The organism is Mycolicibacterium phocaicum, assembly GCF_010731115.1.
GTDB classification, from domain to species: Bacteria; Actinomycetota; Actinomycetes; order Mycobacteriales; family Mycobacteriaceae; genus Mycobacterium; species Mycobacterium phocaicum.
This window is the reverse complement of record NZ_AP022616.1, coordinates 5,742,900-5,769,133: the sequence shown is the minus strand read 5'-3', so window position 1 is coordinate 5,769,133 and position 26,234 is coordinate 5,742,900. Positions and strand designations below refer to the sequence as shown.

Annotated in this window: 26 protein-coding genes and 1 pseudogene; 10 read left to right on the top strand and 17 right to left on the bottom strand. The window is 66.5% G+C overall.

The window, feature by feature from the left end; genetic code table 11:
* Positions 1 to 13 precede the first annotated feature (13 nt).
* Both G6N46_RS27785 and G6N46_RS27780 read left to right on the top strand, forming a co-directional pair.
* Complete coding sequence (locus tag G6N46_RS27785; protein ID WP_163693074.1) at positions 14 to 673, top strand: cysteine hydrolase family protein; 660 nt, start codon at positions 14 to 16, stop codon at positions 671 to 673.
* 62 nt (positions 674 to 735) lie between these two features.
* Positions 736 to 1,470 carry a sulfite exporter TauE/SafE family protein gene (locus tag G6N46_RS27780; RefSeq protein ID WP_138249970.1) on the top strand — a complete coding sequence of 245 codons (735 nt, stop codon included), beginning with the start codon at positions 736 to 738 and terminating at the stop codon, positions 1,468 to 1,470.
* Positions 1,471 to 1,473: 3 nt separating this feature from the next.
* Here G6N46_RS27780 and G6N46_RS27775 read toward each other — a convergent pair whose 3' ends face one another.
* The gene (locus G6N46_RS27775; RefSeq protein WP_138250123.1) at positions 1,474 to 1,824 is read right to left on the bottom strand and encodes a DoxX family protein; all 351 of its coding nucleotides are present in this window, start codon (positions 1,822 to 1,824) and stop codon (positions 1,474 to 1,476) included.
* Positions 1,825 to 1,829: 5 nt separating this feature from the next.
* The gene (locus tag G6N46_RS27770; RefSeq protein WP_138249971.1) at positions 1,830 to 2,447 is read right to left on the bottom strand and encodes a TetR/AcrR family transcriptional regulator; all 618 of its coding nucleotides are present in this window, start codon (positions 2,445 to 2,447) and stop codon (positions 1,830 to 1,832) included.
* A 181-nt stretch (positions 2,448 to 2,628) separates the two neighbouring features.
* Here G6N46_RS27770 and G6N46_RS27765 point away from each other — a divergent pair, with 181 nt between their 5' ends.
* Positions 2,629 to 4,035 carry an HNH endonuclease signature motif containing protein gene (locus tag G6N46_RS27765; RefSeq protein WP_163693073.1) on the top strand — a complete coding sequence of 469 codons (1,407 nt, stop codon included), beginning with the start codon at positions 2,629 to 2,631 and terminating at the stop codon, positions 4,033 to 4,035.
* Positions 4,036 to 4,343: 308 nt separating this feature from the next.
* Positions 4,344 to 5,156 (top strand): cutinase family protein, encoded by an 813-nt coding sequence (locus G6N46_RS27760; RefSeq protein WP_138249973.1) that lies wholly within the window; start codon positions 4,344 to 4,346, stop codon positions 5,154 to 5,156.
* Positions 5,157 to 5,159: 3 nt separating this feature from the next.
* On the opposite strand, the gene G6N46_RS27755 is transcribed toward G6N46_RS27760, so the two are convergent.
* Positions 5,160 to 5,909: a hypothetical protein gene (locus tag G6N46_RS27755; RefSeq protein ID WP_138249974.1), complete on the bottom strand. Its 750-nt coding sequence runs from the start codon at positions 5,907 to 5,909 to the stop codon at positions 5,160 to 5,162.
* Between the two features lie 116 nt (positions 5,910 to 6,025).
* On the opposite strand from G6N46_RS27755, the gene G6N46_RS28900 reads away from it, so the two are divergent.
* The 3 genes and pseudogenes from G6N46_RS28900 (at position 6,026) to G6N46_RS27740 (ending at position 8,137) form a co-directional block, all read left to right on the top strand.
* Positions 6,026 to 6,352, top strand: a complete 327-nt coding sequence (locus G6N46_RS28900) for a hypothetical protein (protein ID WP_138249975.1) — start codon at positions 6,026 to 6,028, stop codon at positions 6,350 to 6,352.
* A 28-nt stretch (positions 6,353 to 6,380) separates the two neighbouring features.
* A pseudogene (locus G6N46_RS27745) lies at positions 6,381 to 7,259 on the top strand (amino acid permease); the annotation flags it as partial.
* Positions 7,256 to 8,137, top strand: coding sequence for a universal stress protein (locus G6N46_RS27740; RefSeq protein WP_138249976.1), 882 nt, complete (start codon positions 7,256 to 7,258; stop codon positions 8,135 to 8,137). The pseudogene G6N46_RS27745 and the gene G6N46_RS27740, both read left to right, overlap by 4 nt.
* 75 nt (positions 8,138 to 8,212) lie before the next feature.
* On the opposite strand, the gene G6N46_RS27735 is transcribed toward G6N46_RS27740, so the two are convergent.
* The gene (locus G6N46_RS27735) at positions 8,213 to 8,443 is read right to left on the bottom strand and encodes a hypothetical protein (protein WP_131808796.1); all 231 of its coding nucleotides are present in this window, start codon (positions 8,441 to 8,443) and stop codon (positions 8,213 to 8,215) included.
* A 340-nt stretch (positions 8,444 to 8,783) separates the two neighbouring features.
* On the opposite strand from G6N46_RS27735, the gene G6N46_RS27730 reads away from it, so the two are divergent.
* A complete protein-coding gene (locus G6N46_RS27730; RefSeq protein WP_138249977.1) occupies positions 8,784 to 9,809 on the top strand; it encodes a DNA topoisomerase IB in 1,026 nt (341 codons plus the stop codon).
* On the opposite strand, the gene G6N46_RS27725 is transcribed toward G6N46_RS27730, so the two are convergent.
* Positions 9,798 to 10,997: an ROK family transcriptional regulator gene (locus G6N46_RS27725; protein WP_163693071.1), complete on the bottom strand. Its 1,200-nt coding sequence runs from the start codon at positions 10,995 to 10,997 to the stop codon at positions 9,798 to 9,800. The genes G6N46_RS27730 and G6N46_RS27725 overlap by 12 nt on opposite strands.
* Before the next feature lie 142 nt (positions 10,998 to 11,139).
* Here G6N46_RS27725 and gap point away from each other — a divergent pair, with 142 nt between their 5' ends.
* A complete protein-coding gene (gene gap / locus G6N46_RS27720) occupies positions 11,140 to 12,159 on the top strand; it encodes a type I glyceraldehyde-3-phosphate dehydrogenase (RefSeq protein ID WP_163693069.1) in 1,020 nt (339 codons plus the stop codon).
* 1 nt (position 12,160) lies between these two features.
* Here the strand turns inward: gap and G6N46_RS27715 are convergent, their stop codons facing one another.
* From G6N46_RS27715 to G6N46_RS27695, 5 genes are all read right to left on the bottom strand, one after another.
* Entirely contained in the window at positions 12,161 to 13,261 is a 1,101-nt protein-coding gene (locus tag G6N46_RS27715) for a metallophosphoesterase (RefSeq protein ID WP_064859912.1), read from the bottom strand.
* A complete protein-coding gene (locus tag G6N46_RS27710) occupies positions 13,258 to 14,100 on the bottom strand; it encodes an ABC transporter permease (protein ID WP_082934796.1) in 843 nt (280 codons plus the stop codon). Before G6N46_RS27710 ends, G6N46_RS27715 begins: the two co-directional genes overlap by 4 nt.
* A complete protein-coding gene (locus G6N46_RS27705; protein WP_082934801.1) occupies positions 14,090 to 14,827 on the bottom strand; it encodes an ABC transporter ATP-binding protein in 738 nt (245 codons plus the stop codon). The genes G6N46_RS27710 and G6N46_RS27705 overlap by 11 nt, the downstream gene beginning before the upstream one ends.
* 68 nt (positions 14,828 to 14,895) lie before the next feature.
* Positions 14,896 to 15,924, bottom strand: coding sequence for an ABC transporter substrate-binding protein (locus G6N46_RS27700; protein WP_138249980.1), 1,029 nt, complete (start codon positions 15,922 to 15,924; stop codon positions 14,896 to 14,898).
* Between the two features lie 39 nt (positions 15,925 to 15,963).
* Positions 15,964 to 18,300, bottom strand: a complete 2,337-nt coding sequence (locus tag G6N46_RS27695) for a CehA/McbA family metallohydrolase domain-containing protein (RefSeq protein WP_138249981.1) — start codon at positions 18,298 to 18,300, stop codon at positions 15,964 to 15,966.
* Positions 18,301 to 18,377: 77 nt separating this feature from the next.
* Between G6N46_RS27695 and G6N46_RS27690 the strand changes: the two genes are divergently transcribed.
* Complete coding sequence (locus tag G6N46_RS27690; protein WP_064859914.1) at positions 18,378 to 19,274, top strand: LysR family transcriptional regulator; 897 nt, start codon at positions 18,378 to 18,380, stop codon at positions 19,272 to 19,274.
* Here the strand turns inward: G6N46_RS27690 and G6N46_RS27685 are convergent.
* From G6N46_RS27685 to G6N46_RS27655, 7 genes are all read right to left on the bottom strand, one after another.
* Complete coding sequence (locus G6N46_RS27685) at positions 19,271 to 20,500, bottom strand: M20 family metallopeptidase (RefSeq protein ID WP_138249982.1); 1,230 nt, start codon at positions 20,498 to 20,500, stop codon at positions 19,271 to 19,273. The two genes, G6N46_RS27690 and G6N46_RS27685, sit on opposite strands and share 4 nt — an antisense overlap.
* The gene (locus tag G6N46_RS27680; RefSeq protein ID WP_138249983.1) at positions 20,497 to 21,453 is read right to left on the bottom strand and encodes an asparaginase; all 957 of its coding nucleotides are present in this window, start codon (positions 21,451 to 21,453) and stop codon (positions 20,497 to 20,499) included. The genes G6N46_RS27685 and G6N46_RS27680 overlap by 4 nt, the downstream gene beginning before the upstream one ends.
* The gene (locus tag G6N46_RS27675; protein ID WP_138249984.1) at positions 21,450 to 22,418 is read right to left on the bottom strand and encodes an ABC transporter substrate-binding protein; all 969 of its coding nucleotides are present in this window, start codon (positions 22,416 to 22,418) and stop codon (positions 21,450 to 21,452) included. The genes G6N46_RS27680 and G6N46_RS27675 overlap by 4 nt, the downstream gene beginning before the upstream one ends.
* Positions 22,415 to 23,203 (bottom strand): ABC transporter ATP-binding protein, encoded by a 789-nt coding sequence (locus tag G6N46_RS27670; RefSeq protein WP_138249985.1) that lies wholly within the window; start codon positions 23,201 to 23,203, stop codon positions 22,415 to 22,417. Before G6N46_RS27670 ends, G6N46_RS27675 begins: the two co-directional genes overlap by 4 nt.
* A complete protein-coding gene (locus G6N46_RS27665) occupies positions 23,200 to 24,030 on the bottom strand; it encodes an ABC transporter permease (protein WP_163693067.1) in 831 nt (276 codons plus the stop codon). Before G6N46_RS27665 ends, G6N46_RS27670 begins: the two co-directional genes overlap by 4 nt.
* A 263-nt stretch (positions 24,031 to 24,293) precedes the next feature.
* The gene (locus G6N46_RS27660; RefSeq protein WP_061003204.1) at positions 24,294 to 24,722 is read right to left on the bottom strand and encodes a nitroreductase family deazaflavin-dependent oxidoreductase; all 429 of its coding nucleotides are present in this window, start codon (positions 24,720 to 24,722) and stop codon (positions 24,294 to 24,296) included.
* Positions 24,723 to 24,799: 77 nt separating this feature from the next.
* Positions 24,800 to 26,140: an AurF N-oxygenase family protein gene (locus tag G6N46_RS27655; protein ID WP_082934798.1), complete on the bottom strand. Its 1,341-nt coding sequence runs from the start codon at positions 26,138 to 26,140 to the stop codon at positions 24,800 to 24,802.
* Between the last annotated feature and the right edge of the window lie 94 nt (positions 26,141 to 26,234).

The following is a 26,234-nucleotide window of genomic DNA, read 5'->3' as shown; positions in this document are numbered from 1 at the left end:
AAAGATCGCAGCTGTGTCTGCCGGCCACGACTACACCTCCCCTGACCTGGCACGCAGCGCCCTGGTGCTGATCGACGTGCAGAACGATTTCGTCTCGGGCCCGTCGCAAGTCGACGGCACCGGCGAGCGGGTGCCCGCGATGGCCCGGCTGCTCGCGGCGTTCCGCGCGGCGCACCGGCCGATCGTGCACATCGTGCGGCTGTACGTCCCCGGCGGCAGCGATGCCGACCCACCACGCCGGGCCGCCATCGAGTCCGGGAAGCAGATCGCCGCCCCGCACACCGACGGAGCCGCGGTACCCGGGGAACTGCTGGCACATCCCCTCGACTACGACTCGCTACTCGCGGGCGGCGTCCAGCACGTGGCGGCGGGCGAGGTCGTCATGTTCAAACCACGGTGGTCGGCGTTCTACCGCACGGCGCTGGAAGAGCATCTGCGCGACCTCGCCGTCAACACCGTCGTGGTGGCCGGCTGCAACCTGCCCAACTGTCCGCGCGCCACCCTGTTCGACGCCTCCGAGCGGGACTTCCGCGCCGCGCTGGTCACCGACGCCACCTCGCAGGTGACGCCCGAGCGGCTCGCCGACCTGGCGCTGATCGGCGTCGAGACCCTGACCACCGCCGATGTCGAGCAGTTCTTCCAGGCCGCTGCAACCTCACAGGAACGCCAGTGAAGAATTCACGGGGTGAGACCGCACAGTAAGACGCGCCCCTGACCGCCCTCGCGATCACCGCGGTGCTGCTGGCCGGCATCGCCGCGGGAGTGATCAACGCCGTGGTCGGCTCCGGCAGCCTGATCACCTTCCCTGTACTGATGGCCGTCGGTTACCCACCGCTGGTCGCCAACATGTCGAATTCCGTGGGACTGGTGCCGGGCAACTTCACCGGCGCTTACGGCTACCGGCACGAGCTCGGCGGCCAGGGCCCCCGCATCCTCCGGCTCGGCGTGGTCTCACTGGCTGGGGCGATAGTCGGCGCGGTGTTGCTGCTCAAACTGCCGCCCGGCGCATTCACCGCAGTCGTACCGTGGCTGATCCTGCTGGCCGGCGCACTGGTCCTGGTGCAGCCCGTGTTGCGCCGCGCGCTCGATGCGCGCCGCGGCGCGCCGCGGTCCACCGACCATGCCGCGCCGCTGTACGCGGGCGTGTTCGGGTGTGCGGTGTACGGCGGCTATTTCGGTGCGGCGCAAGGCATCATCATGATGGCCCTGTTCGGATTGTTCGTGTCAGAAGATCTGCAGCGCCTCAACGGCGTGAAGAACATCTCTGTGGGATTGGTCAATTCGGTCGCGGCCATCATCTTCATCGTCGTCGGCCAGGTAGCGTGGCTACCGGCGCTGCTGCTGGCCGTCGGTTCGACCATCGGCGGCTACATCGGGGCGAAGATCGGACGCCGCCTGCCCCCCAACGCCTTACGCGCCTGCATCGTCGTGGTCAGTGTCATCGCGTTCACCGTCATGATGCTCCGGTAGCCGTCATATCACGTACGACAGCACGAAGACGCCGACCGAGAGTCCAAGCATGCCAAGGCAATTGAGCCAGAATTCCTGCTTGAGAAAATTCGCGCGGTAGTGCGCATAGGCCGCGCACAGGAAGTAGACGATCACGCCGGCGTTGGCCGCCACCCCGATGCCGGGATACTTCAGGCCGGCCAGCAGTCCCGCCACGGCGAGCAGCTTGACGACGATCAGCACCCACCACCAATCCTCCGGAAGACGCACTCCCTCAAGACATCCGCGGATGAATTGCGGCGGGCGGATCGACATCAAGGCATCACCGAAGAGCGCCGCCGCCAAGATCGCGGTGGGCCACCAGTAGTGCGGAATTCCGGTCACTGCTCATCTCCTTGTACTGAATCGTGGATGACGCAACGGACGACGTCGCGCAGCTGGTCTGGCACCGACGCGCCACCCGAGGCGTGGTTGCCACCGGTCATGACGATGCCGAGGTAGGCGAAGTAGACGACCCGGGCCGCGCGCTCCGCAGCAGCATCGGGCAGTCCGGCGCACGCCAGCACATTCCGCAGTTCGGCGACGAGTGCGACGGCGAGGTCGCGGAAGATCGCCGACTCATGGGTGCCGCGGACGATGATCGACGAGTACTGCCGAGACAACGCAGGATCCTCGACGAAGTACCGGAGAAACGGTGCGAGCAATCCGATCACGGCGTCGACCGCGCCCTCGGGGGTCAACGAATCCTGCGTTCCCCCGCCACTTTGACGGTCACGGTGCACGGCGCCGATCCACTCGTCGAACACCTCGATGAGCAACCCGTCCTTATCGCCGACCCCCATCACCGTGCCAGTGCTGACACCGGCATCGGTGGCGATCTGCCGGACGGTCGTCGCGGCGAAACCCTGTTGCCGGAAGAGCCGTTCGGCCGACGAGAGCACTTTCGCGCGAGTCTCATCGCGTGCCGCGGCTCTCGACTGAACGTGTTCAGTGAACATGTTCAAATGATGCAGTGCGGACATCTGAACGTCAAGTCGACCTCAGGCGACAGGCCCTGGCATACGACCTCGACGAGGCGGATCATCTGGCCGGGCAAACTATTTGACCTCATTGGTCACTTTCGGCACAGGCGTCCCAAACCGCGGTTTCTTGTCGGACCTTCGAACTAGTGTTCGATGCATGGGAATGACCGATCCAGCCGCCGTCGAGGAGGCCTACGCCGCCTACGAGGCTGCGCAGGCCGGGCTCGCAGCCCTGGACTACACCGGCCTGGATGTGCGGACATTGTTGGAGGTGCAGTCCCGCCGCGAAACCCTTAAGTGTGCGGCCGAGGCCGTCGATCACCAGATCCTGGCCGCCGCCCAAACCCAAGCCACCGCCAAAGAGATCGGGGCCAAGGATTGGCCCGAAGTCCTGCATGTGCGGTTGCGGATCAGCCGGGAGGAAGCCCGCCGCCGGGTCCGCGACACGGATAATTTGGGCCCGCGCTCGGCCATCACGGGCGAGCCGCTCGGTCCGGTGTGGGAACTGGTCGCCGCCGCCCTGGCTGACGGTGCGATCAATGCCGAGCACATCGCGGTGATCACCTGGTTCTTCGGCAAGCTGCCGCTGTGGGCGGCCGACCCGATCACCCTCGCCCAGTGTGAGGCGGATCTGGTGGCCGATGCGAGGGTCAAAACCCCCGAAGACCTCCGCAAATTCGCGGCGGACTTGTTGTATCGGCTGGATCAGGACGGGCCCGAACCCGACGACAACGAGCCCGACCCGAAACGCTCGTTCGTGATGGGTAAGCAGCGGCCCGACGGACGCACCGACGTCACCGCCCAACTCGACCCCGAAGGGCGGGCCTACTGGGAAGTGTTGTTCGACAAGTACGCCGCCCCCGGCATGTGCAACCCCGCCGACCCACACCCCTGCTACTCCGGCACACCCACTCAAGAGCAGATCGACGCGGATACCCGCACCCTCGCGCAGCGCCAGTACGACGCCTTCACGTTCGTGGGCCGGATGATGCTCGCCACCGGGACCTCGGGGGTGCACAACGGGTTCCCCGTCGCGGTGGTCGCCAACTGCACCGTCACCGACCTGGAGAAGCGTGCCGGGATGGCGCTCACGCACACCGGCACCAAGCTCCCGATCAGGGATTTGATCCGGATGGCGGCCCAGGGCTCGGACAACTACCTCGCCGTCTTCGACGAGCACACCGGCCAACCCCTGTATCTCGGCCGGGCAGCCCGCACCGCCAGCACCGCCCAACGCCTCGCACTGTTCGGGCGCGACCACGGCTGCACCCGACCCAACTGCACCGCCCCCGCCTCCCGCAGCCAGGCCCATCACCTCACCAACTGGCGCGATGACGGACTGACCAACATCGACACCATGACCCTGGCCTGCGGCCGCGACAACCGCCTCGTCGACACCGGCGGCTGGACCACCACCATGGGCCCCGACGGCCGCACCCACTGGACCCCACCACCACTGCTCGATGTCGGCCAACCCAGGACGAACCAGTATCACCACCCGACGCTCTACCCACCCAAGGGCGGAGATGGTGACGACGGTGAAAGCGACAGTCCCACAAGCTGACCCGGCACCCAACGACGCCGGAAGCCCACGCCGACCAACCACGGCGGCAGTACCGCACGCGCCGCGGACGCTGCCTGCACAGACGGATGCCGGCAAGCCTTGGCCCGCAACAGATACGGAACGCGATCGCCGAATTCGTCACCGCCGAAACGCAATAACGGACTTTTGGTATGTCACGATTTGAACGCGCCGAGCTCAGCTAACGCGCGGACGAGATGCCGATGTGTCAGCATGGACCGGTGAGGCCAAGCAAAAGCAAAAGCCGAATCAGAAGTCTGGTCGCAATCCTGGTGCTACCACCAGGATTGATGTCCGCAGCGCTCCCACTGGCAGCACATGCAGCCGACTGCCCCGACGCCCAGGTCGTCTTCGCCCGTGGTACCGACGAAGCGCCGGGACCTGGCGGGGTCGGGACGGCGTTCATCAATTCACTGCGTACCGCCATCAGCCCGAAAACCCTTGACGTATATGCGGTCGACTATCCCGCGACAACCGACTTCCCCACCGCCGTCGACGGAATCCGCGATGCCCGTAGGCAAATCGTGACGACCGCGGCAGCCTGTCCGCGGACCAAGATGGTGCTCGGCGGGTTCTCGCAGGGCGCCGCGGTTGCCGGCTTCGTCACCGCGGGCACCATTCCTGACGGAATCTCCGCCGCTGAGGTGCCGGCTCCCATGCCACCGGACGTGGCGGATCATGTTGCAGCAGTTGCCTTGTTCGGCAAGCCCTCCCCACGGTTCATGCGTGCCATCGGCTCCCCCTCGGTCACCGTCGGCCCGGTTTACCAGCCCAAGACCATCGATCTGTGCGCACCCAACGACCTCGTGTGCGACGCGCACGGGTCGAGCTTCGATGCCCACAACAGTTACGAGGACAGCGGATTGGTCACACAGGGTGTCAACTTCGCGGTGAGTCAACTGCAGGCCGGGTGGGCGGCCGACGCACTGGCGGGACCCGCGCCATGGTCATCGACGACGGTGCAGGCCGCCGATCAGGCCGGCCGCGGTCCCGCGCCTGCCGGGACTCGGCCGACCACCGCGGCGCCGGCCCACATGCCGGCAAGCGCGCCGTGGCTCCCAGGCCCGGAGCAGACCGCACAGGACACAGCGCCACCACAGTAGCGGTCAGCGGAACCGCACGCCCCGGCGCCGCACCCACCAGTCGGCAAACAGCGTCCCGGCGAGCCACACCACAACCGCGATACCTAGGTGCACAGCACTTTTCGTGTCGCGGCCGAGGACGGGCCCGAAGACGTGGGCGACGGCGTTCGGTAGCGACCGCCACAGTTCACGGTGTTCGACGCCGCCGACCGGGTCGGCGACGAAATACAAGGCGTACGGCAACGCCAGCGACGACAACCACAGTGCGATACGGCGCCGGTCACGACGCTGGCCCCACCGCTGCACCAGCGGAACTTCGGCAACCGGCAGCAATACCGACACCGCGTTGCCCACGCCCAGCCAGGACACGATCGGCACCGCGACATTCGGGATCGTCACGCCGAGCCGGGCCGGGGTTTCCAGCCAGACGGTGAGCACTGCTGCGGCCGCAAGCGTGGGAAGTCCGACAAGAATCAGCAGCGCCAGGTTCTTCTGCAGCAATATCCGCCAGGGCGCCGTAGCTGCGTCCAGACTCCGCTGGACCCGATCATGGTCGGCGCCAAGCACATTGGTCGTCGTGGTGTCGGCGAGGACGAAGGACGAGAAGTAGGTGCCGACGAGGATCACCCAGTCTTGATGATGCCGTCCCCCGGAGGTCAATGGCTCCACGGCGAGCCACAGCAGCGCGAGCACGACGTTGGCCGCCACGCCCAGCAGCCAGCTGCGCGGCGGGGTGAAGGCCCACCGCACTTCCGACCACACTGCCGGCAACATCGTCCATCTCCACCGTCAACGCCCCGTCCGCCGCGGAGCCCGTGCGACGATACCGGCAACAAACGTTGCGGTTCCTGTGAGCGCGGTGCCGCCGACACAGATCCGAATGGGGGCGCATGGCCGAACCGCACGGCACCGATCCCAGTGCCCAGATTCAGCTGATCGTCGACCTGCTGGCCCGATCGCTGAATCGCGCGGTGCTACTGGACGACACGGCGATGACGCCGATGACCTTCAGCCGCCAGCTCGGGACCGTCGACGACGTGCGGATGCACAGCCTCCTCGAGCGCACGACGAAACCCGAAGTCATTGCCGAACTTCGAGCCTTCGGAATCGACGACGCCGACCCGGGCGTCGCGATCCCACCGCTCCCCCGGTACGGCATGGTTGCGCGTTACTGCCCTGACAAATGCCGTCAGGGCAGCGCGAAGGAGACGACGTGAGTGGGACACCGGCCCTCAAGAAGGCCCTGAGTCAGCGCCAGCTGTCAATGATCGCGATCGGCGGCCGGCCGCCGCCATTCTCACGTCGTCGGTCATCGGGTTCCTCGGCGTCATCGCCTCGGCCTTCTCGCCGGATTTCATCTTCAAGTTCCTGCTGGATTCCAGCGGTGCGGTCATCCTCTTCGTCTACCTGCTGATCGCGATTTCCCAGATCGTGCTGCGGTACCGCAATGGTGGCGACAAGCTCAAGGTCAAGATGTGGCTGTTCCCCGTGTTGTCCATCATCACGGCCTTGGCGATGACGGCGATCCTGGTCCAGATGTTCGTTCAGGGTGGCGACAACAGAAGGGCCCTGACGCTGAGCCTGCTGTCCTGGGCCGTCGTGATCGGCTTGTTCTTCGCAAACCGCTGGTTCAACTCCCGTCGGCCGGTGCCGGAGCCCGTCACCGCTACCGAGCGGCCGCACCGGGTGCTCGTGCTGGCCAACGAAACCGTCGGCTCCGAGGAGCTGCTCGACGAACTGCGCGCGATCGGTGCCGACAACGCCACGACGTATCACGTCGTCGTGCCGGTGAGCCCGATCGAGACCGGAGCCGCGGCCTCGCACAGCCCCCTCGATGTCTGGGAGGCCACCAAAGTCCTTGCCCAGCAACGCCTTGACCAAACGTTGGCCGCACTGCACTCGGCGAACCTGGAGGCCGACGGCAAGCTGGGCGACTACCGACCGCTGCGCGCGCTGGCGGCCGCCGTCGCCGAATTCGATCCAGACCAGATCGTCATCGCGACGGAGCCGCCGGAGCAGTCGATCTGGCACCGTTTCGACGTCGTCGACCGCGCCCGGTCCGACTACCACATCCCGGTGACCAACGTGATCGCGATGGCGCCCTCCGAGGAGCCTGTCGCGTGACGATCATCGCCGGGTTCAGCGCGTCCCGGCAAGGCAGCGCACCGATCAACCTCGCCGTGCAGATCGCACAGACCACCGGCGAGAAGGTCATCGCGGCGGCCGTTCTCGAGCGCTCGTGGCCACCACGCAACGACCCGGTCGAGGACGAGTACCTGCGGCACATCAAGGCGCAGACGGCCCAGTCCTTGCAGGCCGTCGTCGACAGCCTGCCCGGGCGACCGGACGTCCCGACGCTGGTGCACGAATCCGGTTCCATCCCAACCGGATTGCTCGAGCAGGCCCAGGAGTTTCAGGCCCGCGCCGTGGTTCTCGGATCGTCGTCGTCCGGCCTACTGGGACGCGTGGCCCTCGGCAGCGTGACGGAGCGGCTGGTGCACACCGCGCAGGTTCCGGTAGCGATCGCGCCGCGCGGATATGCCTTCAGCCACGAACCGATCCGTCGGCTCACTGCGGCGTATGGCGGTGAGGCCGACACCAATGGACTGGTCCGCGCTGCCGCGGAGCTGTCCCGGGACTGGAACGCCAAGCTGCGGATCGTGGCATTCACCGTGCGGCCCGCGTGGGCGTTCGGCGGGCCCTCACTCGAGGTGGGTGCCGAGGACATGGTCGTCGCGCAATGGTCGAAGCGCACGGCCGACGAAGTCACCAAGCAGCTCAACAAGGTTCGTGAAAATCTGGCGGTGCCCGACGTGGACATGGTCGTCAGCAGCGGGCGGGATTGGCAGCAGGCCGTGGAGAACACGGGCTGGGCGCCGGGCGATGTGCTGCTGCTCGGGTCGGGCGCGGCCGGGCAGTCGGCGCGGGTGTTCCTCGGATCGGCCGCGGCGAAGATTCTGCGTCATTCACCGGTCCCAGTGATGATCATGCCGCGCGCCTGAGTTCGTCGTCCGGCTGGCCGGCTATTGCTACCTTACCGAAAGCGACTGCAATAGCTGGCCTTTCGGCGTTTGTACCTAGCTCTTGCCGTAGGGCGCGGCCTTGACGACCGGGCTGGCGGAGGGGGTCAGCGGCGCGGTGGGAGGCGCCTCCTTGGTGGTCGTCGAGCCATTGGCGCCAACCGGGTTCTCCCGCGCCGGTTCGGCAACCGCCACAGTGGCGGCCCCCATGGCCACAAGAGCGCCGGCGCCGATGGCCGCTGCCACGCGACGGATGGTGACGGCGTTGGTCAGACGTGAACGAGACATCAATTTCCTCAGTGTGTTGTTGCCTGTGCAGGATTGGTGCCCGCGGCCCCGAGCCACTCGCACCGCCGACCCTTGTGTCCCGCAATCTCCACGAGCAGATCGGGATCGGCATGGCCAAACCACAAGCAATCGGTGCCGCGAAATCTGCCGTGTTGCCGAGATCACGTCAACAGCCAGCGGAAATGTTGAGCAGTCTGCTCAGAGTGTGACGTAGGACACTGTGACCTACGCATCATTTTGTCCGGTACCGCCGGGGTTGACGCCCGCGTCGGAGAGGTGTCGCCGAAGCCGATCCGGGGTAAGGACCGACGGTGCGACACAGACACCGGGCAGGTCTGCCATGAGGCTGCGACACAGTGACATCTCGTCGCCCGGCATCACACGGAGGCGGCGCGGCAACGGCTTCTCGTACTACGACACCGCCGGCGCACCCGTCACCGACGAAGCGACGCTGCAACGAATCCAGGACCTGGTGATACCACCCGCGTGGCGAAAAGTCTGGATCAGCCCGCACCGCAACGGTCATATCCAGGCCGTGGGTACCGACGCCGCGGGACGCCGGCAGTACCTCTATCACGCTGTGTGGCAACAGGAACGCACCGAAGAGAAGTTCGACCGCGTGCTCGAGCTCTCCACGGTCCTGCCCGACTGGCGAGGCCGGATCGCAGCCGATCTCACCGGCCGGGGACTGCACCGCGAGCGCGTGCTCGCGCTGGCCCTGCATCTGATCGATCTCGGGTATTTCCGCGCAGGCGGCGAGGAGTACGCCCAGGACAACGATTCCTGCGGACTCGCCACGCTGCGCTGCGAACACATCGAGGTGCGCAGCGGCACAGTGATATTCGACTACCCGGCGAAGAGCGGTGTGCAGCGGCATCTGGAACTGGCCGATCCACAAGTGGTCCGCGCAGTCCGAGCGCTGCGCCGGGGACGAGGCCCGACCGACCGATTCCTGTACTGCCGCACCGGTTCGGGCTGCGTGGAGCTGCACGCTGACGACCTGAACGCCCGATTCAAAGAGCTTGTCGGCGAGGAGTACAGCGTGAAGGACCTGAGAACGTGGCACGGCACCGTGCTCGCTGCCGCGGGTTTCGCCGCCGTTGCACCGGCAGACACGAAGACAGCCATCCGTCGTGCCCGGACTGCGGTCTTTCGCGAGGTCGCCGAAGAACTCGGCAACACCCCGGCGGTAGCGCGTAGTTCGTACGTCGATCCGCGGGTGGTCTCGGCGTACGAACAAGGTCTGACGATTTCCGCAGCCGTCGGGCGCGCTGAGAAGAAGCGCAACGACGCTGCGGCTCAGGAGATCCTGGAAAAAGCCACCCGAACACTCATCCGTCGCGTGGCGCGAACATCAGGTGCCTGAGTGCTGGAGCCTGGCCTGCAGGGAGTTATCGATCATCCGAGGGCTCAAGATGTGATCGAGTGCCGTGGTCGCGCAGCCGATGATGCCGACACGCTCTTGAAGCACCGACGGGACGACCTGCAGGGTGCGGGTCGCCAGGGTGCTGGCGTTGCCGTACAGGGTCTCTCGCAGACCGGCCACGAATACGTCGTATGCACCGACCATGTCACCGGCCACGACCAACACGGCAGGGTTGATCAGGTTGACAGCTGCCGCGAGCACTTCGCCGACATGCCGACCACTGTCCCGAATTTTGCTGCGGGCCTTGGCATCTCCACCATGCGCCAATGCCACGACGTCCCGCAGATGGCCCACGGCGTACCCATCACGTCGCAGATCACGCACGATCGCCCAACCGCCGGCAACCGCCTCGACACAACCCGTGTCACCGCAGCGGCACGAAATACCTGCAGCCGCGGCGATCTTGCTGTGCCCGAAATCGCCCGCGGCCTGCACCGCGCCGCGCCGAAGTTGCCCGCCCATCACGATGCCGGCACCCAGTCCGGTGGAGGCTTTGACAACCAGCATGTCCTGCACATCGGCAAATCCGAAACGGCGTTCGGCCAGTGCGATCACATTGGCGTCGTTGTCCATGACCACCGGCGCATCGGTGAGGTGCTGGAAGTACGGCGCCAGCGGCACACCGTCCCACCCGCTCATGTTCGGTGAGTCCAGGCTCGCCCCGAGCTGCCGATCGACCGTGCCCGGCAGACTGAGACCGATGCCGAAGATGCGGTCGCCGCGGCGCCCGGAGTCGTCGAGTAGCTCATCGAGCCGTTTCACCAGGTCGGGCATCAGATCGTCCGGGCCCATGCCGGGCTCCTGATCGATCTCGGCGGTGGCGAGGATTTCGCCGGCGAGGTTGCACAATGCCAGCTGGGTGCGACTGCGCCCGATGGCCACGGCGAAGACGATGCCGGCATCGACGTTGAACATGAGCTGCGTGGCCGGACGCCCGCCCGTCGACGCCACATGCTCGGGCTCGATCACCAGATTGTCGGCTTCCAGTGCCGCGATCCGTGTGGTCACTGCGGTGCGGGACAGGCCGGTGATTCGGCCGATCTCGCTGCGGGTAATAGCCCGGTGATCCCGGATCACGGCGAACACTTCGCCGGCAGTAGGTGACACCGACGTGCCGCTGAGCGCCATGACTGCCATTGAAGCAAGGCGGCACGTGCCGAGGCAAGCGTAAGTCACCACCACTTAGGTATTTGAAGTACGTAATGGGCTTGCAGAAAGTCCCAATGAGTGTATGGTTCGTTCTGAAACGATCAAGCGAGGAGCATCAGCAGTGACTATTCGGATCGGCGTCAACGGTTTCGGGCGTATCGGGCGTAACTTTTTCCGGGCCCTGGACGCACAAATTGCGCAAGGTCAGAACACCGATCTGGAGATCGTGGCGGTCAATGACCTGACCTCGACCGATGCGTTGGCGCATCTGTTGAAGTTCGATTCGATCCTGGGCCGGCTGCCCTATGACGTCCGTGCCGATGGCGACACCCTGATCGTGGGTGAGACCAAGATCAAGGCCCTGGCGGTCAAGGAAGGCCCGGCGGCGCTGCCGTGGGGCGATCTGGGTGTGGACATCGTGGTCGAATCGACCGGTATCTTCACCGACGCCGCCAAGGCCCGTGGCCACCTGGAAGCCGGGGCCAAGAAGGTCATCATCTCCGCGCCGGCGACCGGTGAGGACATCACCATCGTGATGGGGGTCAACGACGACAAGTACGACGGCAGTCAGGACATCATCTCCAATGCCTCGTGCACCACGAACTGCCTGGGCCCGATCGCCAAGGTCCTCAACGACGAGTTCGGGATCGAGCGCGGGTTGATGACCACGATCCACGCCTACACCCAGGATCAGAACCTGCAGGACGGGCCGCACAAGGATCTGCGCCGGGCCCGCGCGGCGGCGATCAACATCGTGCCGACCTCCACCGGCGCGGCCAAGGCCATCGGCCTGGTGCTGCCCGAACTCAAGGGCAAGTTGGACGGGTACGCGCTGCGGGTGCCGGTGCCCACCGGGTCGGTCACCGATCTGACCGCCGAGCTGGGCAAGTCGGCGTCGGCTGCGGAGATCAACGCCGCGATGCAGGCGGCGGCCGAGGGGCCGCTCAAGGGAATTTTGAAGTACTACGACGCGCCGATCGTGTCGTCCGATATCGTCACCGACCCGCACAGTTCGCTGTTCGATGCGGGGCTGACCAAGGTCATCGACAACCAAGCCAAGGTCGTGTCCTGGTATGACAACGAGTGGGGCTACTCCAACCGCATCGCCGATCTGGCCGCGCTCGTCGGCAAATCGCTGTAGATCATTCCGCCGGCGAACCGGTCCAGCGGAACGGCGTCTGCAGCGCAATCACCTTCTCCGCCTTGTCATACCAGCCCTGCGGCGCGTGCTGGCTGGTGTGCAGGTAGCACTGCACCCGGACTTCCGCGCTGCCCGGTGTGAACGTCAGCAACCGACTCAGTGGCAGCGTCGTGATCGGCATGTGGTGCCGGCTCAACGAGGCGACGTTGAGAAACCATGTGCCCCAGCGCTGTTCGATATGACTCTTGCCACCGAAATTGTCATCGGGATGGGTGTGGGTGTGCCCGGCGATCCACAGCTGCACTCGCCCCGGATGCGCGGCCAGGAACTGCTCGAAGGCGCCGGAGTCGGGCTGACTGTCGACCCAGTACAGGTACGACGCGCCCTGCGGTGTGCCTGCCGCGAACGGCCGGTGGTAGTGCTCGACCAACTGGCCGTCGGCGTCGCGACGCACGCCTTCCCACTCTCCCGAGGCGACCGTGGTGTCCTTGAGGACGTAGTGGTGCACCGTGACGATGATCGCGTCGGGATTGGCCAGCACCATGGCTTTCCACCATCGGAACGTCTCACCGCTGACCACTCCCCCGGGGTTTCCGCCCAACGTGCCGCGACCGACAGACTGGGTTGGTTCGTTGCGGTCACTCAGCATGAGGAACAGCAGGTTCCCCACCCGGAACGCGTAGTGCTGCCAAACCCCGTCGACCGCAAAGGGCCGGCGGGCGTTGTCGACTCCGGAAGATGCGGTGTGCTGTCCGAGCGGGTCAACCCATTTCTGCCACCACCAGGCCTCGGGTTCGTCCAGCCCACTGCGGTCATGGTTGCCGCACACGCTGTAGATGTCCTCGCGCCGATGACGGCGCAGGCTGGCGAACTGCCGCCGCAGCTCGCACCCCTCAGCGTCGTCCGGCAGGTGGTGATGGGCGCCGGACATGTCGCCGACGTCCACTGCGATGTCCCAGTCGAACGCCGGGCCACCCTCAGACCCGCCGGCCTCGGACTGCGAGATCGCCTCGGCCAGACTGTCTCTGCCGAATCTCCGGTCGGTGCCCACGTGTGCATCGCCGAAGGCCCAGAGGCGGAATGGTCCCGCACCGCCGGTCATTCGCGGTCACCGTCGACCAGTCCCCAGTACCGGCGGATTTGTCGGTCCGCCACGCCGAACACTGAGTCGACGATGATGCCGATCACCAGCACGACGATCATGACGGCTATGGCCAGCGGCATGTCACTCATGTTCTGCGCGTTCTCCAGCAGGACCCCGATCGATGCAGTGCCGGCGACCATCACGACCAGTTCACCCGCCATGAGGCTGCGCCATGCGAACGCCCAGCCCTGACGTAATCCGCTGACGAACGTCGGCAGTGAGGCCGGCAGGATCACATGCCGGTACAGCGCAAACCGCTTCAGCCCCATGGTCTTTGCCGCGCGCAACTGCAGCGGTGGAATGTGGTCGGCGCCCGAGATCACGCCGAGCGCCACCGACGGCGCGGCACCGATGACGATGACGAACAGGATGGCCGAGGTGTTGAGACCGAAGAAGATGATCGCGAAGGGAAACCAGGCGATGGCCGGCATCGTCTGCAGTCCGGTGATCAGTGGGCCGAACGTGTTGCGCAACAGTTTGTTACGGGACAGAACGCTACCGATGACCGTACCGATGAGCAGCGACAAGCCGAAACCGATTACCGCCCGCGCCATCGTCGTCGAAGCCGCCTGCCACAACACCGCATCGTGCAACTGCTGCCACAGGGTGGCGCCGACAGCCGCGGGACTGGGCAAGACCACGGACGATTTCCAGCCGCTCAGACAGACCAGCTGCCACGCCCCCAACACGACCAGCAGGGCCAGCGCCTTCGCCCACAGCGATGCCAGCACCGACTGCAGTCGACCTGCGGTGTGCCGTGCCGACCCAGCCAATTCGGCGACTCCACTACCGACCACGATTACCGCTGCCTTCCTCGTGCAGTCGCCCCGTGATGTGTGCCGCCAACTCCGCGACGTCGGCGGTGTTGATCTGACGAGGACGCGATGCCCGAACCTGGAACTCTTCGACCACACGACCCGGTCGAGCCCCCAAGAGAAGCACCCGGTCAGCCAGCCGCACCGCTTCCCGCACATTGTGTGTCACGAAAACCACGGTCAATCCCTGTGATTCGACGATGTGCTCGAGTTCCTCGTGGAGCAGATCACGCGTCAGTGCATCCAGCGCGCCAAAAGGCTCGTCCATCAGCAGCACGTCGGCGTCCTGAGCGAGCGCGCGGGCCAGCGCAACCCGCTGCCGCATACCGCCCGACAACTGATGTGGACGCTTGCCGGCGAATTCGGCCAACCCGACCGTGGTCAGCAGGCGGGCGACCCGCTCGCGGCGCACGTCCCGCGGCACCGCACGCGCCCGCAGCGCGAGATCGACGTTGGCTGCTGCCGTCAGCCAGGGGAACAGAGCCGGCTCCTGAAACATCAGTGCCACCCGGCGACCGAACGTCTCGACCGTCCCGCTCGACGGCGCGTCCAGTCCGGCGATGATCGACAACAGCGTGCTCTTGCCACAACCGGAACTGCCGACCAGACAGACGAATTCGCCTTCGGTGACCGTCAGGCTGACCGGGTCCAAGGCTGCTACCGCGGCAGATCCCTTCCCATAGCGCTTTGTCACGTCGACCAGTTCCAATGCCGGCTGCGGTACCGGAGGCGGCGTGGGAACAGTCACGGTGATCTCACCGGCGTCCGCACAGCGGGTCACGCCGCAACCGCCGGTTTGCCTGATGCCGCCAGCACCGCGTTGAGCGGGGCCGGATCGAAGAGACCGTCGATGTTCAGCGGCTGCAACAGGCCGATGGCGACGGCCTTGCTCACCTGTTCGCGCAGCGATGCGACGCCCGGATCGTTGGTGAACGTCGTCTCCTTGAACGACTCGGCCAACACCTCCGGATCCAGGCCCTTCCCAAGCGTTTTCGTGAGTGCGGCATTGGCCGATTGCGCTGCGGCCGTGGGATCGGCGCCGATCTTGTCATTGGCCTGAACCTGGCCGCGCAGCAGCCCGGCCACGGCGTCGGGATGCTCGGCGAGGAAGTCCTGACGCACGACCAGCACGGTGATGGTGTTCGGGTCCGACCACAACCGCACGCCGCCGGCTCTGATCATCTGCACGTCGAACGGCGCGGAATCCAGCGCACCGGCGATCTGCTTGCTCACGAACTGCTGGACGATCGCCGATTCCGGGTTGGTCGGCTTGACCGAAACATCGCCGCCGCCTTGGGTATCGGTCTTCAACCCGTTTTTGGCGAGCCAATCGCGGAGGCTGACGTCCTGGGTGCCACCGAGCGCCGGATCAGCCACCGTCTTGCCCCTGAGGTCCTGGGCAGACGTGATCCCCGGTTGGACGACCATCGAAGTACCACCGCTGGCGGCACCTGAAATGATCTTGATGGCTTTGCCATTCGATTTCTGCCAGGCGTTGAAAGCGGGGTTGGGCCCCACGTATGCGGCGTCGAGATGGCCCGACAGCAGCGCGGTGATCTCTTCGGTGCCCGTGCTGAACGGTTGCGCTGTGAAGGTGACCCCGGAGCCGAGCTGGTGGGCGAACAGCCCGTCGTTGACGCCGACCAGCGCCGGCGCGTGAGTGACACGAGTCAGGTAGCCCAGCCGCAACGGCACGGCAGACGACGACGCCGACTTGGTCGATGAAGCGCATCCGGCCAGCGCGACAACGGCGGTGACGGCTGCGCCCAGCGCGAGCAGCCGGGTGAAATGACGTTGAGAGAACACGGTTTTCCTTGATGTCGATCGAGCGGGTGAGACGCGAGGTCAGGCCGGCTCGGGACATCGCGTCTGGCCGCCCGAACGGGTGACGAACAGCGGGCTGGTCCACACCTGATGACCGTCGGACTGGGTGGCGCGCACATACGTGGCACTGGTGCCAGGTGGCAGACCGAGCACGAGGTCGCCCGTTACCGTGGTGGGCAACCCGGAGAATTCGGCCACCCGTTCGGCGCGCAACCGCAGATTCAGCCCGCCCATGGCGGTTTCGATGTGACCGGCACGGATCAACTCGGCACCCGAGAACTCGCGCTCCACGTGCAGGCCGTCCTCGTGCACCGACGCCTGAATTCGGAAGCGGGCCGCCGCGAGATCCGCCAACCGCATCACAATGCCGACGTCCGAACCGTAGGTTGTGGTCCGCCAGCGCACGGCTTCGCCGGCAGCGTCGAAGTGTTGCTCCGGATGCGCTGCGGCCCAGGGTGTTACATCGAGCAACTCGGTACCCGTCACCCGGACTTCCCCCGACCACGTCGCCCACCGGTAGCGGTCGCGGTGCCGCGCTCCACCCCATCGGATGCGCACGAGTTCGTCGGACAGTCCGGTCTCGTTGTGCAGGTTGCGCTGCCACAGTCGCCCCGTGCTGTCGTAGATGGCGATCTCGTCCCAGCCGGACGTGCCGTACAGCGCGTAGTCGACGTTCAATTCGTCGTCTTCGGTGTCGATTTCGTCGCCCATCCAGGCGTCGCCACTGCGCAGCAGCGCGACGGCACGCGCGCCGGTCGTCGCCCACGTCCGGCGGGCACGCAGCGTGCGTCCCACGTCGGCTTTGGTGAGCTGCGGCGCGAGAACGCCTGTCAGACCGCCGAATCCGCCGAAGATGTTCGCTCCGGGCGCCCCACCTCCGGGCCGGCCACGGTGCTCGTCGCTGGCGGCGCTGGCGCCCAGACGCAGGCCGCGGGCCAGCGCATCTTCCAGGAACCAGGGACTGCTCCCCCAGGACGAGTGCACCTCGATCAGCCGTTCGAGCTCGGGATGGTGCCAGTCCAGGATCGCGCGCCGGCCACCCACGTGTGGGATCAGCAGGTACGAATCCGGGTCCTTCTCGTAGGCGGCGTAAAGCTCTGTGATGGGCCAGGTTTGGGGTGTCGGCACGGTGCTGGCCATCCCCTGGTGCCATTCCAGCGAGCGCGCCAGCGTGGTGTCGTCGCCGAGAAAGACGACGTTGTGGTCACCGCCGACACCGGCGGTGCCGCACCACTCGACACCCGGGAAGCAGACCAGGCTGCCGTCGCTCGAGATCGCCCGGCAGGCGTCGACCACATCGATCCAGGCTTCGTCGGTGATCTGAAAATCGTTGGCGGTGTAGCCGACAACGTCGAGCGCCCCGATATCGCGGGCATAGCGCAGGTTCCAGGCAGTGTCCTGGGTGCCGACAGTGTCGTTCGAATGGACATGCAGGTCCGTGAAGAACGCACGCGGGGCGAGCAGGTCGTCGATCACGTCGAGGACGGTGTCGGCAGGCCGCACGTCCGCGCGTGTGTCGGTGACGACCTCGATGTGCGCGGCGCGCGCCGGCACCACGAGGGACACACTTGCCCATCCGGCGGACGGCGTGTGCGCCTCGGCCGCGGTGGCGCCGTCGATGAGCGCACGCAGTGTGGCAGCGGTATCGATGCAGGCGTTGCCCCACCGGTCCTGCAGGTGAGCGCGAAGCGTGACGGTGCCGGCGTCGCTGCGCACCAGCCGTGGTCCGCGGACCACCACCCGCTCGGGCGGGCCGGGCACGATCGCCAGCCGATTGACACCGGCCCGGGCCATCCGGGAGGTACCCAGCGGGTCGACGAACAGATGCACTTCGAACTCGTCCTCGACGAAAGTCTGCACGCGGGTGCCCGGACCGCCGAATCGCCGGTCCCCGAGCCGGATTTCGATCACATCGCCGGGTCGGAGGTAGCCGTCGACCGCGTGGATGAGCAGCGATTTCTGGAACGGCCGCTCCCCGCCCTTGACGTCGTATCGGACTGCGAGCTGCTGCACGGTGGCCGCACCGGCTTCGGAGGCCCGCCCCACCAATGATCTGCTGACCAACTGCGCGCCGGCATAGTCGCGTCCGGCGGGATCAGCGGTCTGCAGGTCCCAGTCGGAGTAGTAGCGGAAGCACAGTTTGAGCCAGCCGCTGTCGGCGATACCCGACCGGCCGACCGTGTAGGTGAAGACGATCTCCTCGACCGCGCCGGCGACCACCGACGTGTGCGAGCACGTCAGCTCGCCGAGGAAGGGCACCGCGTCGAATTCGGCAGTGATGGCGTCGCGCACCGCAGCCACCGAGCAGTCATTGCTGTGCAACGGACTCTGCGGACGGAGGGGAATCGCACGGGACATCAACCCATCCTTTCCGCATTGCACCTAGGAGTCCAGTTAATAGATATGATGCGATTCATCATTGAAAGTGAATAACCATGAATCTGCAGCAGCTCCATTACGTGGTCGCCCTGGCCGAAGCCAAGAGCTTCACCAAAGCGGCCGAGACTTCTTTTGTCGTGCAATCGGCGCTCAGCCAGCAGGTGCGAAAATTCGAGGAGGAGCTCGGCGTCACGCTCTTCGAGCGCACCACCCGGGCTGTCTCGCTCACCCCGGCCGGTGAGGCGCTCCTGCCGCTGGTACACCAGGTGGTCGCCGGCATCGACCAGATCAAAGTCGACGCCCAGGCCCTCAGCGGCACCGTCACCGGACGCCTGACCGTCGGGATGATGGAGGTGCCGTCCGAAAGCCTTGACGTCGCAACACTGATGGCGACGTTTCACTCGCGCTACCCGGACGTGAGCGTGACCCTGCGCAGCGGAGGCAGCGACGTCCTGCTGACGGCGACGCGCGACCGCAAGCTGGACGCGGCCATCGTCGGCTCCAACGTCTCCCCGGCCAGCGACCAGTTGGACTTCACCCACTTGTTCACCGAGTCGCTGATCGCGGTCATGCCCCGCGATCACCCGCTGACCCGACAGCGGGCGGTGGCGCTGACCGAACTGGCGGCGTTGCCGTTCATCGACTTTCCCCTCGGTTACGGACTCCGGCACGAAACCGACCGCGGCTTTGCCGGCGTGCCACGCCGGGTGGCCTTCGAGGTCACCCGGGTCGACGAGGTCGTGCACTTCGTGCGCCAGAACCTCGGGGTGGCGCTGCTGCCGGAATCGGTTGCGCGCACCCGCGCCGACAGCGACAGCACCTTGGCGCTTCGCCCCGTCACAGGCGTCCAGATGCACCGCCAGGTACATCTCGTCGCACCGCGACCGCACCTGCGTTCGGCGGCCTGCCAGGCATTCATCGCCTGTGTCCATGACCACCTGGCGACGCACTAAGCGGGGCCGGTAGCCGAAAAATACTCCCGCACAGCGGCTTCGAGTACCTGAACGGCGGTTGCCATTCTGTCGATGCTGATGCTCTCGTCGTACACTGCCCACCCGTCGTCACCGGGGCCGAACGTGACCGCGGGAATGCCGACGTGGCGGAAGCGGATGGTGTCGTTGAAAGCAGGTTTTGTGTAAGTGCGGACATCCTCGCCCGTGACACCGCGGTATGCGCTCCGGATCGCAGCGACCAGCGGATCGCCGGCCGTCAGCGGTACGGTGCCTGCGACGAACGTCGGGCCGGGCGCGAATTCGACATCGACCTCAATGCCTTCGGGTCGGGCCGCGGTCAGGCTGCGGTGAAACTCTTCGAGCAACCGACCGGCGACCACATCGGGGCCGATGTTGACGGCCGCAACGCGTGCGCTCGCCTCCAACGGAGTGAACTGCGCCATGCCGGTCTCCCCCGCGTGCAGGCCCACCACCGAAACCGGCCAATCCCCAACGGGATCCGCGGCGATGCCGGACAGGAACTCAGCGAGGAACAGCGCCGGGTTGACACCGGTATCAGGCCGCCAGATGTGGCTCGACCGCCCGCGGGCCGTGATGTCCAGCAGCGCGTGACCGGTCTGTGCCACCGCCAGGGCGATACCGCTGCCGCCGTCGTCGGTCCACGCGGTCGGTTCGACGGTGATGGAGGCGTCGGGACGCAGGCCGTGCTCGTCGACCAGGTACTTGGAACCTTCGACGCCGTTACGTTCCTCGTCGACCGTCAGGACCACCTGCAGGGTCCCGTACTCCGGCGGATCGTCGACGAGGCGTTTGGCCGCGGTCAGCAGCGCCGCGAGGTTGGCGCGGGTGTCCGACGTGCCGCGCGCATAGATCCGGCCATCCGATTCGACTGCCGCATAGGGATTTCCGGCGCAGATGCGCCACCGGCTCGGCGGGCCGGACGGGTAGGTGTCGAGGTGATCGTTGAGCATGAGGGTCGGACCGGCGCCGAAGCGCTTCGTCGCCACCACATTCGGTCGCTGCGGCGTGCGGCCCACCAACTCGACGGTGAAGCCCCACTCGCGCAACAACTCACCCAGCGGACGTGCGATGCGCTCCTCTTCCGGCGGGCGACTCGGACCATCAAGGCTGTTCTCGCACCAAGGCTGGCCGGCGGCCACCAGACGAGTGGTGAGCTCGACGAGTTCACGACGGTCCACGGCCGAATCGACGGCGGCGCGGGTCATGCGCGAATCTCGCTGTCGATCAACGCCCGCAGGCCGTCGTTGTCCCGGCCCTGTGCCAGCCCGAGTGTCACCAGCAGCCGCGCGCGGTGCGGCGATATCCCGGCAGCCAACTGCGCACCGTGTTCGACGAGACCGGCCACGCCACCGGGGTATCCGTACACCGGAGCGACCCGACCGTCCGCAGCCCGGGTGGTCAGCACGACGAACCGGCCGCCGTCGATGAGTTCCTCCACTGCCGCAGCCTGTTTCGGCGGCAGATTGCCGGCGCCGTTCGCCGCCACCACGATCGCCTGCTGCGCCTGCCCCGCGGCACGGAACACCGATCCGTCGTCACCCAACGCCGCCAGCAGCACGGGCACCGGCCGAATCGGACCGGTGGGATCACCATGGCTCGTGCGGCGCTGCGGAGACCGATGCCACTGGACCTGGCCGCCGACGACGTAGCCGATGGGCCCGCGCCCCGGCGCGTCGAAGGCGTCTCGTACGACCCCCGAAACCTTCACGGCCTCACGGCCATCGAAGATCTTCCCGGCGAACACCACCACCGGGTCGATGTCGGCACCCGAGGACGCCACCGCCAGCGCGTCCGCGAGGTTGGCGCGGCCGTCGCTGTCATGCCGCGTGCCGAGGATCATCGAGCCGGTGACCACCACCGGCACCGGCCAGTTCTCCCGGTAGGACAGCCAGGCCGCCACCTCTTCGATCGAGTCCGTGCCTGTGGTCACGACGATGCCGTCAGCTCCGTCGGCAACCAGTTCGCGAGCCCGGGCGACGAGACGTTCCAACAGGTCGAAGTCGACCTCGGAACCACCGACCAGTGCGAGGCTCTCGGCGCCGGAAAAGCCCGCCACGGTCTCGGACAGCTCGACCGCCCCGGTCACAGGCACCGCGCCCTGCGCGGTCTGGTGCATGGAGATGGTGCCGCCCAAGCCGATCAGGTATGCCCCGCTCATGAATTGCTCTCCGTCACAAACGATCCGGCGATGATGTTCTGGTAGTCGGGGATGTGCTGGTCAGCAGGGATGCGGCCGATGCTCTGCGCCCAGCGGGCGCGGTCGGCGAGATCAGCGGCGAGTTCCGGCCTGAGGTGCGTCTGGTACCTGAACTCCGACGTGACCTGGCTGATCAGGTTGTCGTCCAGCCCTGTTGCTTTCGCGACCGCGGTCAGGGCCGCCGGGTCCTTGCCGGACAGCGGCGCATCGGCGTTGCGGATCGCCCCCACGAACTTGCCCACCGCCTGCTTCTTCGAGTCGAGGACGCTCGCGTTGGCCAGGTACAGACTGTGCTGGTTGTACTTCTGCCGGCCCTGCAGCTCTATTGCGTCACTGCCCAGTGCCGCAACCGCTTTCGCCAGCGCCGGCTGGAACACGGCGATGGCGTCGACGTTGTGATTGGTGATCGCGGTGACGATCTCGGCCGGCCCGGTCTGGATCAGGTCCGCCTTCACGTTGGCTTCGGTGAGGAATCGGCTCGCGAAGTAATGCGCGCTGCTGCCCAGAGGCACGGCGATCTTGCGGCCGGCCAGGTCGGCAATCGAGTTGATGCCGGCCGAGCGGCGCGCGACGAATCTGCCCTCCGGCCAGATGGCTCCGTCTGCGAAAACCCGCAGATTCGGATTCTTCAGCGCCGCAGCCGAAGTGGGGACATCGCCGCCATTGGCGATGTCCACCGCGCCGCCCGCCAGCGCCTCGAGCGCCGCGGCACCCGTCGGGAACGGGACGATGTTGACGTTGACCCCGTGCTGCTTGAAATATCCGAGATCATTGGCGACCGGCACCTGCGCCCAGGACGGGTCGACCACCCACGCCAGGGTGAGCGAGTCGGCCGCACTTTCCTTACTCGAACCACTGCAGCCCGCAATGCCCAGAACCGCCAGCGCGGCAACGAATATCGCGGCAATCTTCCGATGTGTGTTCATCCGTGTTCTCCCGAGGTGAGGGCCGGTTGCTGCCCGTGCAGCAGATCGTGCAGACGACGGCGCAGTGCCGCGTAATCGTCGAACTCGCCGAGACGGCTCGCGGGCCGAGGCCGCGGCAGCGGGTTGCTGAGGTGATCGGCGATGGCGCCGGTGTGGTCCATCACGACAATCGACGACGCGATGCGAATCGCCTCGTCCACATCGTGCGTGACGAAGACGACGGTAGGCCTGCTGCGCTCCCACAGTTCGACCACCAGGTCTTGCATCTGCTGGCGGGTCAAGGCGTCCAGCGCACCGAATGGCTCGTCCATCAACAACACTCGCGGGCTGTTCGCCAGGGCACGGGCGATTCCGACGCGCTGCCGCATGCCACCGGACAGCTCGTGTGGACGCTTGTGCGCGACGTCCGGTGCGAGACCGACCGCGCTGATCAACTCGGCGATCCGGGCGCGCCGCTGCGCGCGGGGCACCTTCGCCGCGCGCAGCGCGAACCCGATGTTGCTTCCGACGGTGGCCCAGGGGAACAGGACGTCGCGCTGGAACACGACGCCCCGCTCACGTCCCGGTCCGGTCACCAGCCGACCCGCGAAAGTCACCGAACCCGTTGTCGGCCTGACGAATCCAGCGATGACATTCAGCAGGGTCGACTTGCCGCAACCCGACGGCCCGAGGATCGCCAGGAATGCCCCGGATTCGATGGTGAGGTCGAGGCCGTCGACGACGGGACGGTCCGCGCCCGGGTAACGCACCGCCAGCGAGCCGACCGTGATGTCGCCGGCGGTCACGACTGTTCCTTCGCCCAGCGCACGGTGTGACGGGTGGCCTGGTGGAACAGCTGATCGGCGAGGGCGCCGACGATACCCAGCGCCCCGAGACAGACGAACAACCGGTCGGGTTGGCTGAACAGGCGCGCCTGGTCGAGCCGGAAACCGAGCCCCTCGGTGACGCCGGACTGCTCGGATGCCACGATCAGGATGAGGGACGTCGCGATCCCCTGACGCAGGCCGGTGAGGACCGATGGCAGTGCGCCCGGCAGCACGACGTTGGTGAACGTCAACAATTTTGACGCGCCGAGCGATGCCGCCACCCGTAGATGGTCGTCGCGTGTCGCCGCGATGCCGGCGTGCGTGTTGACCCAGACCGGGAAGAAGACGCCGAGGCTGGTGAGGAACAGCTTGGACTCTTCACCGATGCCGAACCACAGGATTGCCAACGGCACCAGGGCAATTGCCGGGATGGGCCGGACGATCTGGATCGTCGGCTCCAACAGCCCCCGGGCGATGCGCGATCGGCCCGTGAGGGTCCCCACCACGATGGCGATCAGCGATCCGACGACAAAGCCCTGGAGCGCCCGCCGAAAGCTCGCGACGGAATCAGCGAACAGCGTTCCGTCGCTGTACATCTCACGCGCGGCGTGCACAACCTGCGCGGGCGCGGGCAGGAGCCGGGCGGAGAAGAGTTCGAACCGCACCGCGGCGTCCCAGCCGATGACGACTACGACGAGGCTCAGGATCGGCAACGCGGACAGCAACGCCAGCCGGGCAAGCTCGCCGCGATCGCGCCGGCGTCGTTCGGCTCCGGCCGCACTACTCAGGGGAACTGCTGTGGGCACGCCGCTCGAGCTGAGCGCGCCAGAACCGCGTGCGGGTGCCGATACCATCCATCTTCCCTTGCAGACCTGCTTGAAGGCCCGCAACGTAACACCGGCTTCGACGGGATCCGGTGTGGCGACGGCGTCACCGCATCGTCGGCACGATGACAGCATCACCCCCGAATCGGCTCAGACCTGCGGTAATTCGACAGCGCTCGCGCTGTGGTGGCGCGTTTTGATCCTTCTGATCCGATGGTCCGGGTACCGGCGTCACGGCCGACGGTCTAGTCGGTGAATTCGATGCGCACCGACACCGGCGCGGTCCCGTAGGACGCGATTCTCGGTCCGGCCGCACCGGACAGCCGCACGCGGGCACGCACGTCGTCCTCCGGCGCAAAAGTCGCGATGCCGGACCGCCATCGATCACCCTGCTGGAGGCGAACATTCGGATTGGCCTCGATGTTGGCACCCCAGCCCGACAGCGTGCCGTGCCCGCAGATGACCCAGGCGCCGGTCTCATCGAAGATCGGCGAAACCGGAACCCGCCGCAGCTGCCCGGTTTTACGACCGCGGGTTTCCAATTCGCTTACCTGCGTTGGGCGGACGGCGCCGAGACGCGCCAGACCCCGCACCGTCGGGTTGAGCAGGTAACGCCCGACCGCGCGGAACACCCGGAACTGTCGTTGCTCGGCGCGAGTGTGAACTGTTCCCACGAGCTTCCTCCTTGGCGGCCATGGCGATGGGCCCGATACGGTGAATATACCGATCGGTCTACCAATCGGCAAGGTCCTCATAGGCCTGGCATGAACTCGGCAACCGCGAGAATGCTCAGCACGACCAATGCGAGTCCGATCAGCCCGCCCGCGGGAATCATGCTGCTGCACACAGCGATCCAGACGGCGAGCCGCGGCCACTCGAAAGGCTGGTTGCCGACCACGCCACCGCGGCGGGTCCGAAGCAGGTGATAAGACGCCCACACGGCCGTTCCGACCGCCGCCACCGTGATGATCCGCAGCCCGACCGGCGTCGCCGCCATCGCAACACCGGCCGCTATCGCCGCGGCCGCGATTCGGCTCCACATCACCGTGGCGCCGAAACCTGTGCGGGCGCACGACTGACTGCGATCGGGCTCGCTGCGGTACCGCGGCAACCGGCCGTCGATACCCAACAGCCGCCACAACCAGCGGGTCCAGACGGTGCGCAAACCGAGGTCGTCGGCAGCGAGTCGGACGTCCGCGGCCGATTCGGCCAACATCTGCCTGGATCGAGCGCTGCGCCAGTAGGCAGCCTTGAAGACGCGTCGCGGTACCCCGAACTGGCGGGCGAATGCGCGTGGTGGTGCGATCATCTCGCCGATCAGCCAGCGAAGGTAGATCGGGAATGCCATGGCGTAGCACCACCGCCGCAACCGTCCCGCTGCCGGGATTCGTTGTGCCAGATAGTGGTTTGCGAACGAGATGTGCCTGGCTTCCTCGGCGAGGTGAATGGAGGTGACCTTGTTCAACAGCGGGGGCACTCCCGCTGAACCGCGATGCTGCAACGTCTGCTGGAAGTGCAACGGCTGTTCCCCGCACAGCACTCCGATGAACAGGAAGATATTGGCGTAGCCGCCGAGGAAGCCCAGGATCGGCCCGAAGAACCGGGATCCTCGGCGCATACCGGGAACGTCGGCGCCCGTGCGGTTGACGAACTCCTGGAACATCTGGATGTGGTGGCATTCGTCGGTCAGCTCATGGAGTAGGTACTGAAACACCACTGAACCGTTGGGCAAGGTGCCGGCGTGGTGAATCACGCCGCGGATCAACATCATCTCGAATTGCAGTGTCACCTTGAGGATGTTCGCGGCGAGCCAGCGGCCCATCGCGACGCGCCGCTCGAGGGGTTGCTGTGCGTACCACTCGGTGGCGGCGAGCGGAGCGATGTCGGAGTCCAGCTGCCAACGCGCGTCATCGGGGTCCAGTGCGTTTTCGGCGGCGTCCCAGTCGATGTCGATGAACGGATCGAAGCCCCGGCGCGTGCTCGCCCGGCAGAGCGCTGCGGCGATGTCGGTATCGAGTCCTGCCGCCGTACCGGTGTTCAGGTGTGACCTGGTCGATTCGGCGGCGGTAGGTGCGGTGAAGCCCACAGTCATGGCGTGACCTCCGTTGGTATCGAAGGGATCGGGATGCCGACGAGCGTGCTGCCAGGCATTTGCGCGCCGGTGTCCACCGCGTTGCGGCGTCGGC

Coding starts and splice junctions, on each gene's coding strand:
- G6N46_RS27770 (WP_138249971.1), bottom strand. CDS start 2,447: ATGTTCACTGAACACGTTCAGTCGAGAGCCGCGGCACGCGATGAGACT.
- G6N46_RS27725 (WP_163693071.1), bottom strand. CDS start 10,997: ATGGCGCTCAGCGGCACGTCGGTGTCACCTACTGCCGGCGAAGTGTTC.
- G6N46_RS27690 (WP_064859914.1), top strand. CDS start 18,378: ATGAATCTGCAGCAGCTCCATTACGTGGTCGCCCTGGCCGAAGCCAAG.
- G6N46_RS27655 (WP_082934798.1), bottom strand. CDS start 26,140: ATGACTGTGGGCTTCACCGCACCTACCGCCGCCGAATCGACCAGGTCA.
- G6N46_RS27765 (WP_163693073.1), top strand. CDS start 2,629: ATGGGAATGACCGATCCAGCCGCCGTCGAGGAGGCCTACGCCGCCTAC.
- G6N46_RS27685 (WP_138249982.1), bottom strand. CDS start 20,500: ATGACCCGCGCCGCCGTCGATTCGGCCGTGGACCGTCGTGAACTCGTC.
- G6N46_RS27735 (WP_131808796.1), bottom strand. CDS start 8,443: ATGTCTCGTTCACGTCTGACCAACGCCGTCACCATCCGTCGCGTGGCA.
- G6N46_RS27715 (WP_064859912.1), bottom strand. CDS start 13,261: ATGACCGGCGGTGCGGGACCATTCCGCCTCTGGGCCTTCGGCGATGCA.
- G6N46_RS27755 (WP_138249974.1), bottom strand. CDS start 5,909: ATGTTGCCGGCAGTGTGGTCGGAAGTGCGGTGGGCCTTCACCCCGCCG.
- G6N46_RS27730 (WP_138249977.1), top strand. CDS start 8,784: ATGAGGCTGCGACACAGTGACATCTCGTCGCCCGGCATCACACGGAGG.
- G6N46_RS28900 (WP_138249975.1), top strand. CDS start 6,026: ATGGCCGAACCGCACGGCACCGATCCCAGTGCCCAGATTCAGCTGATC.
- G6N46_RS27675 (WP_138249984.1), bottom strand. CDS start 22,418: ATGAACACACATCGGAAGATTGCCGCGATATTCGTTGCCGCGCTGGCG.
- G6N46_RS27680 (WP_138249983.1), bottom strand. CDS start 21,453: ATGAGCGGGGCATACCTGATCGGCTTGGGCGGCACCATCTCCATGCAC.
- G6N46_RS27760 (WP_138249973.1), top strand. CDS start 4,344: ATGTCCGCAGCGCTCCCACTGGCAGCACATGCAGCCGACTGCCCCGAC.
- G6N46_RS27695 (WP_138249981.1), bottom strand. CDS start 18,300: ATGTCCCGTGCGATTCCCCTCCGTCCGCAGAGTCCGTTGCACAGCAAT.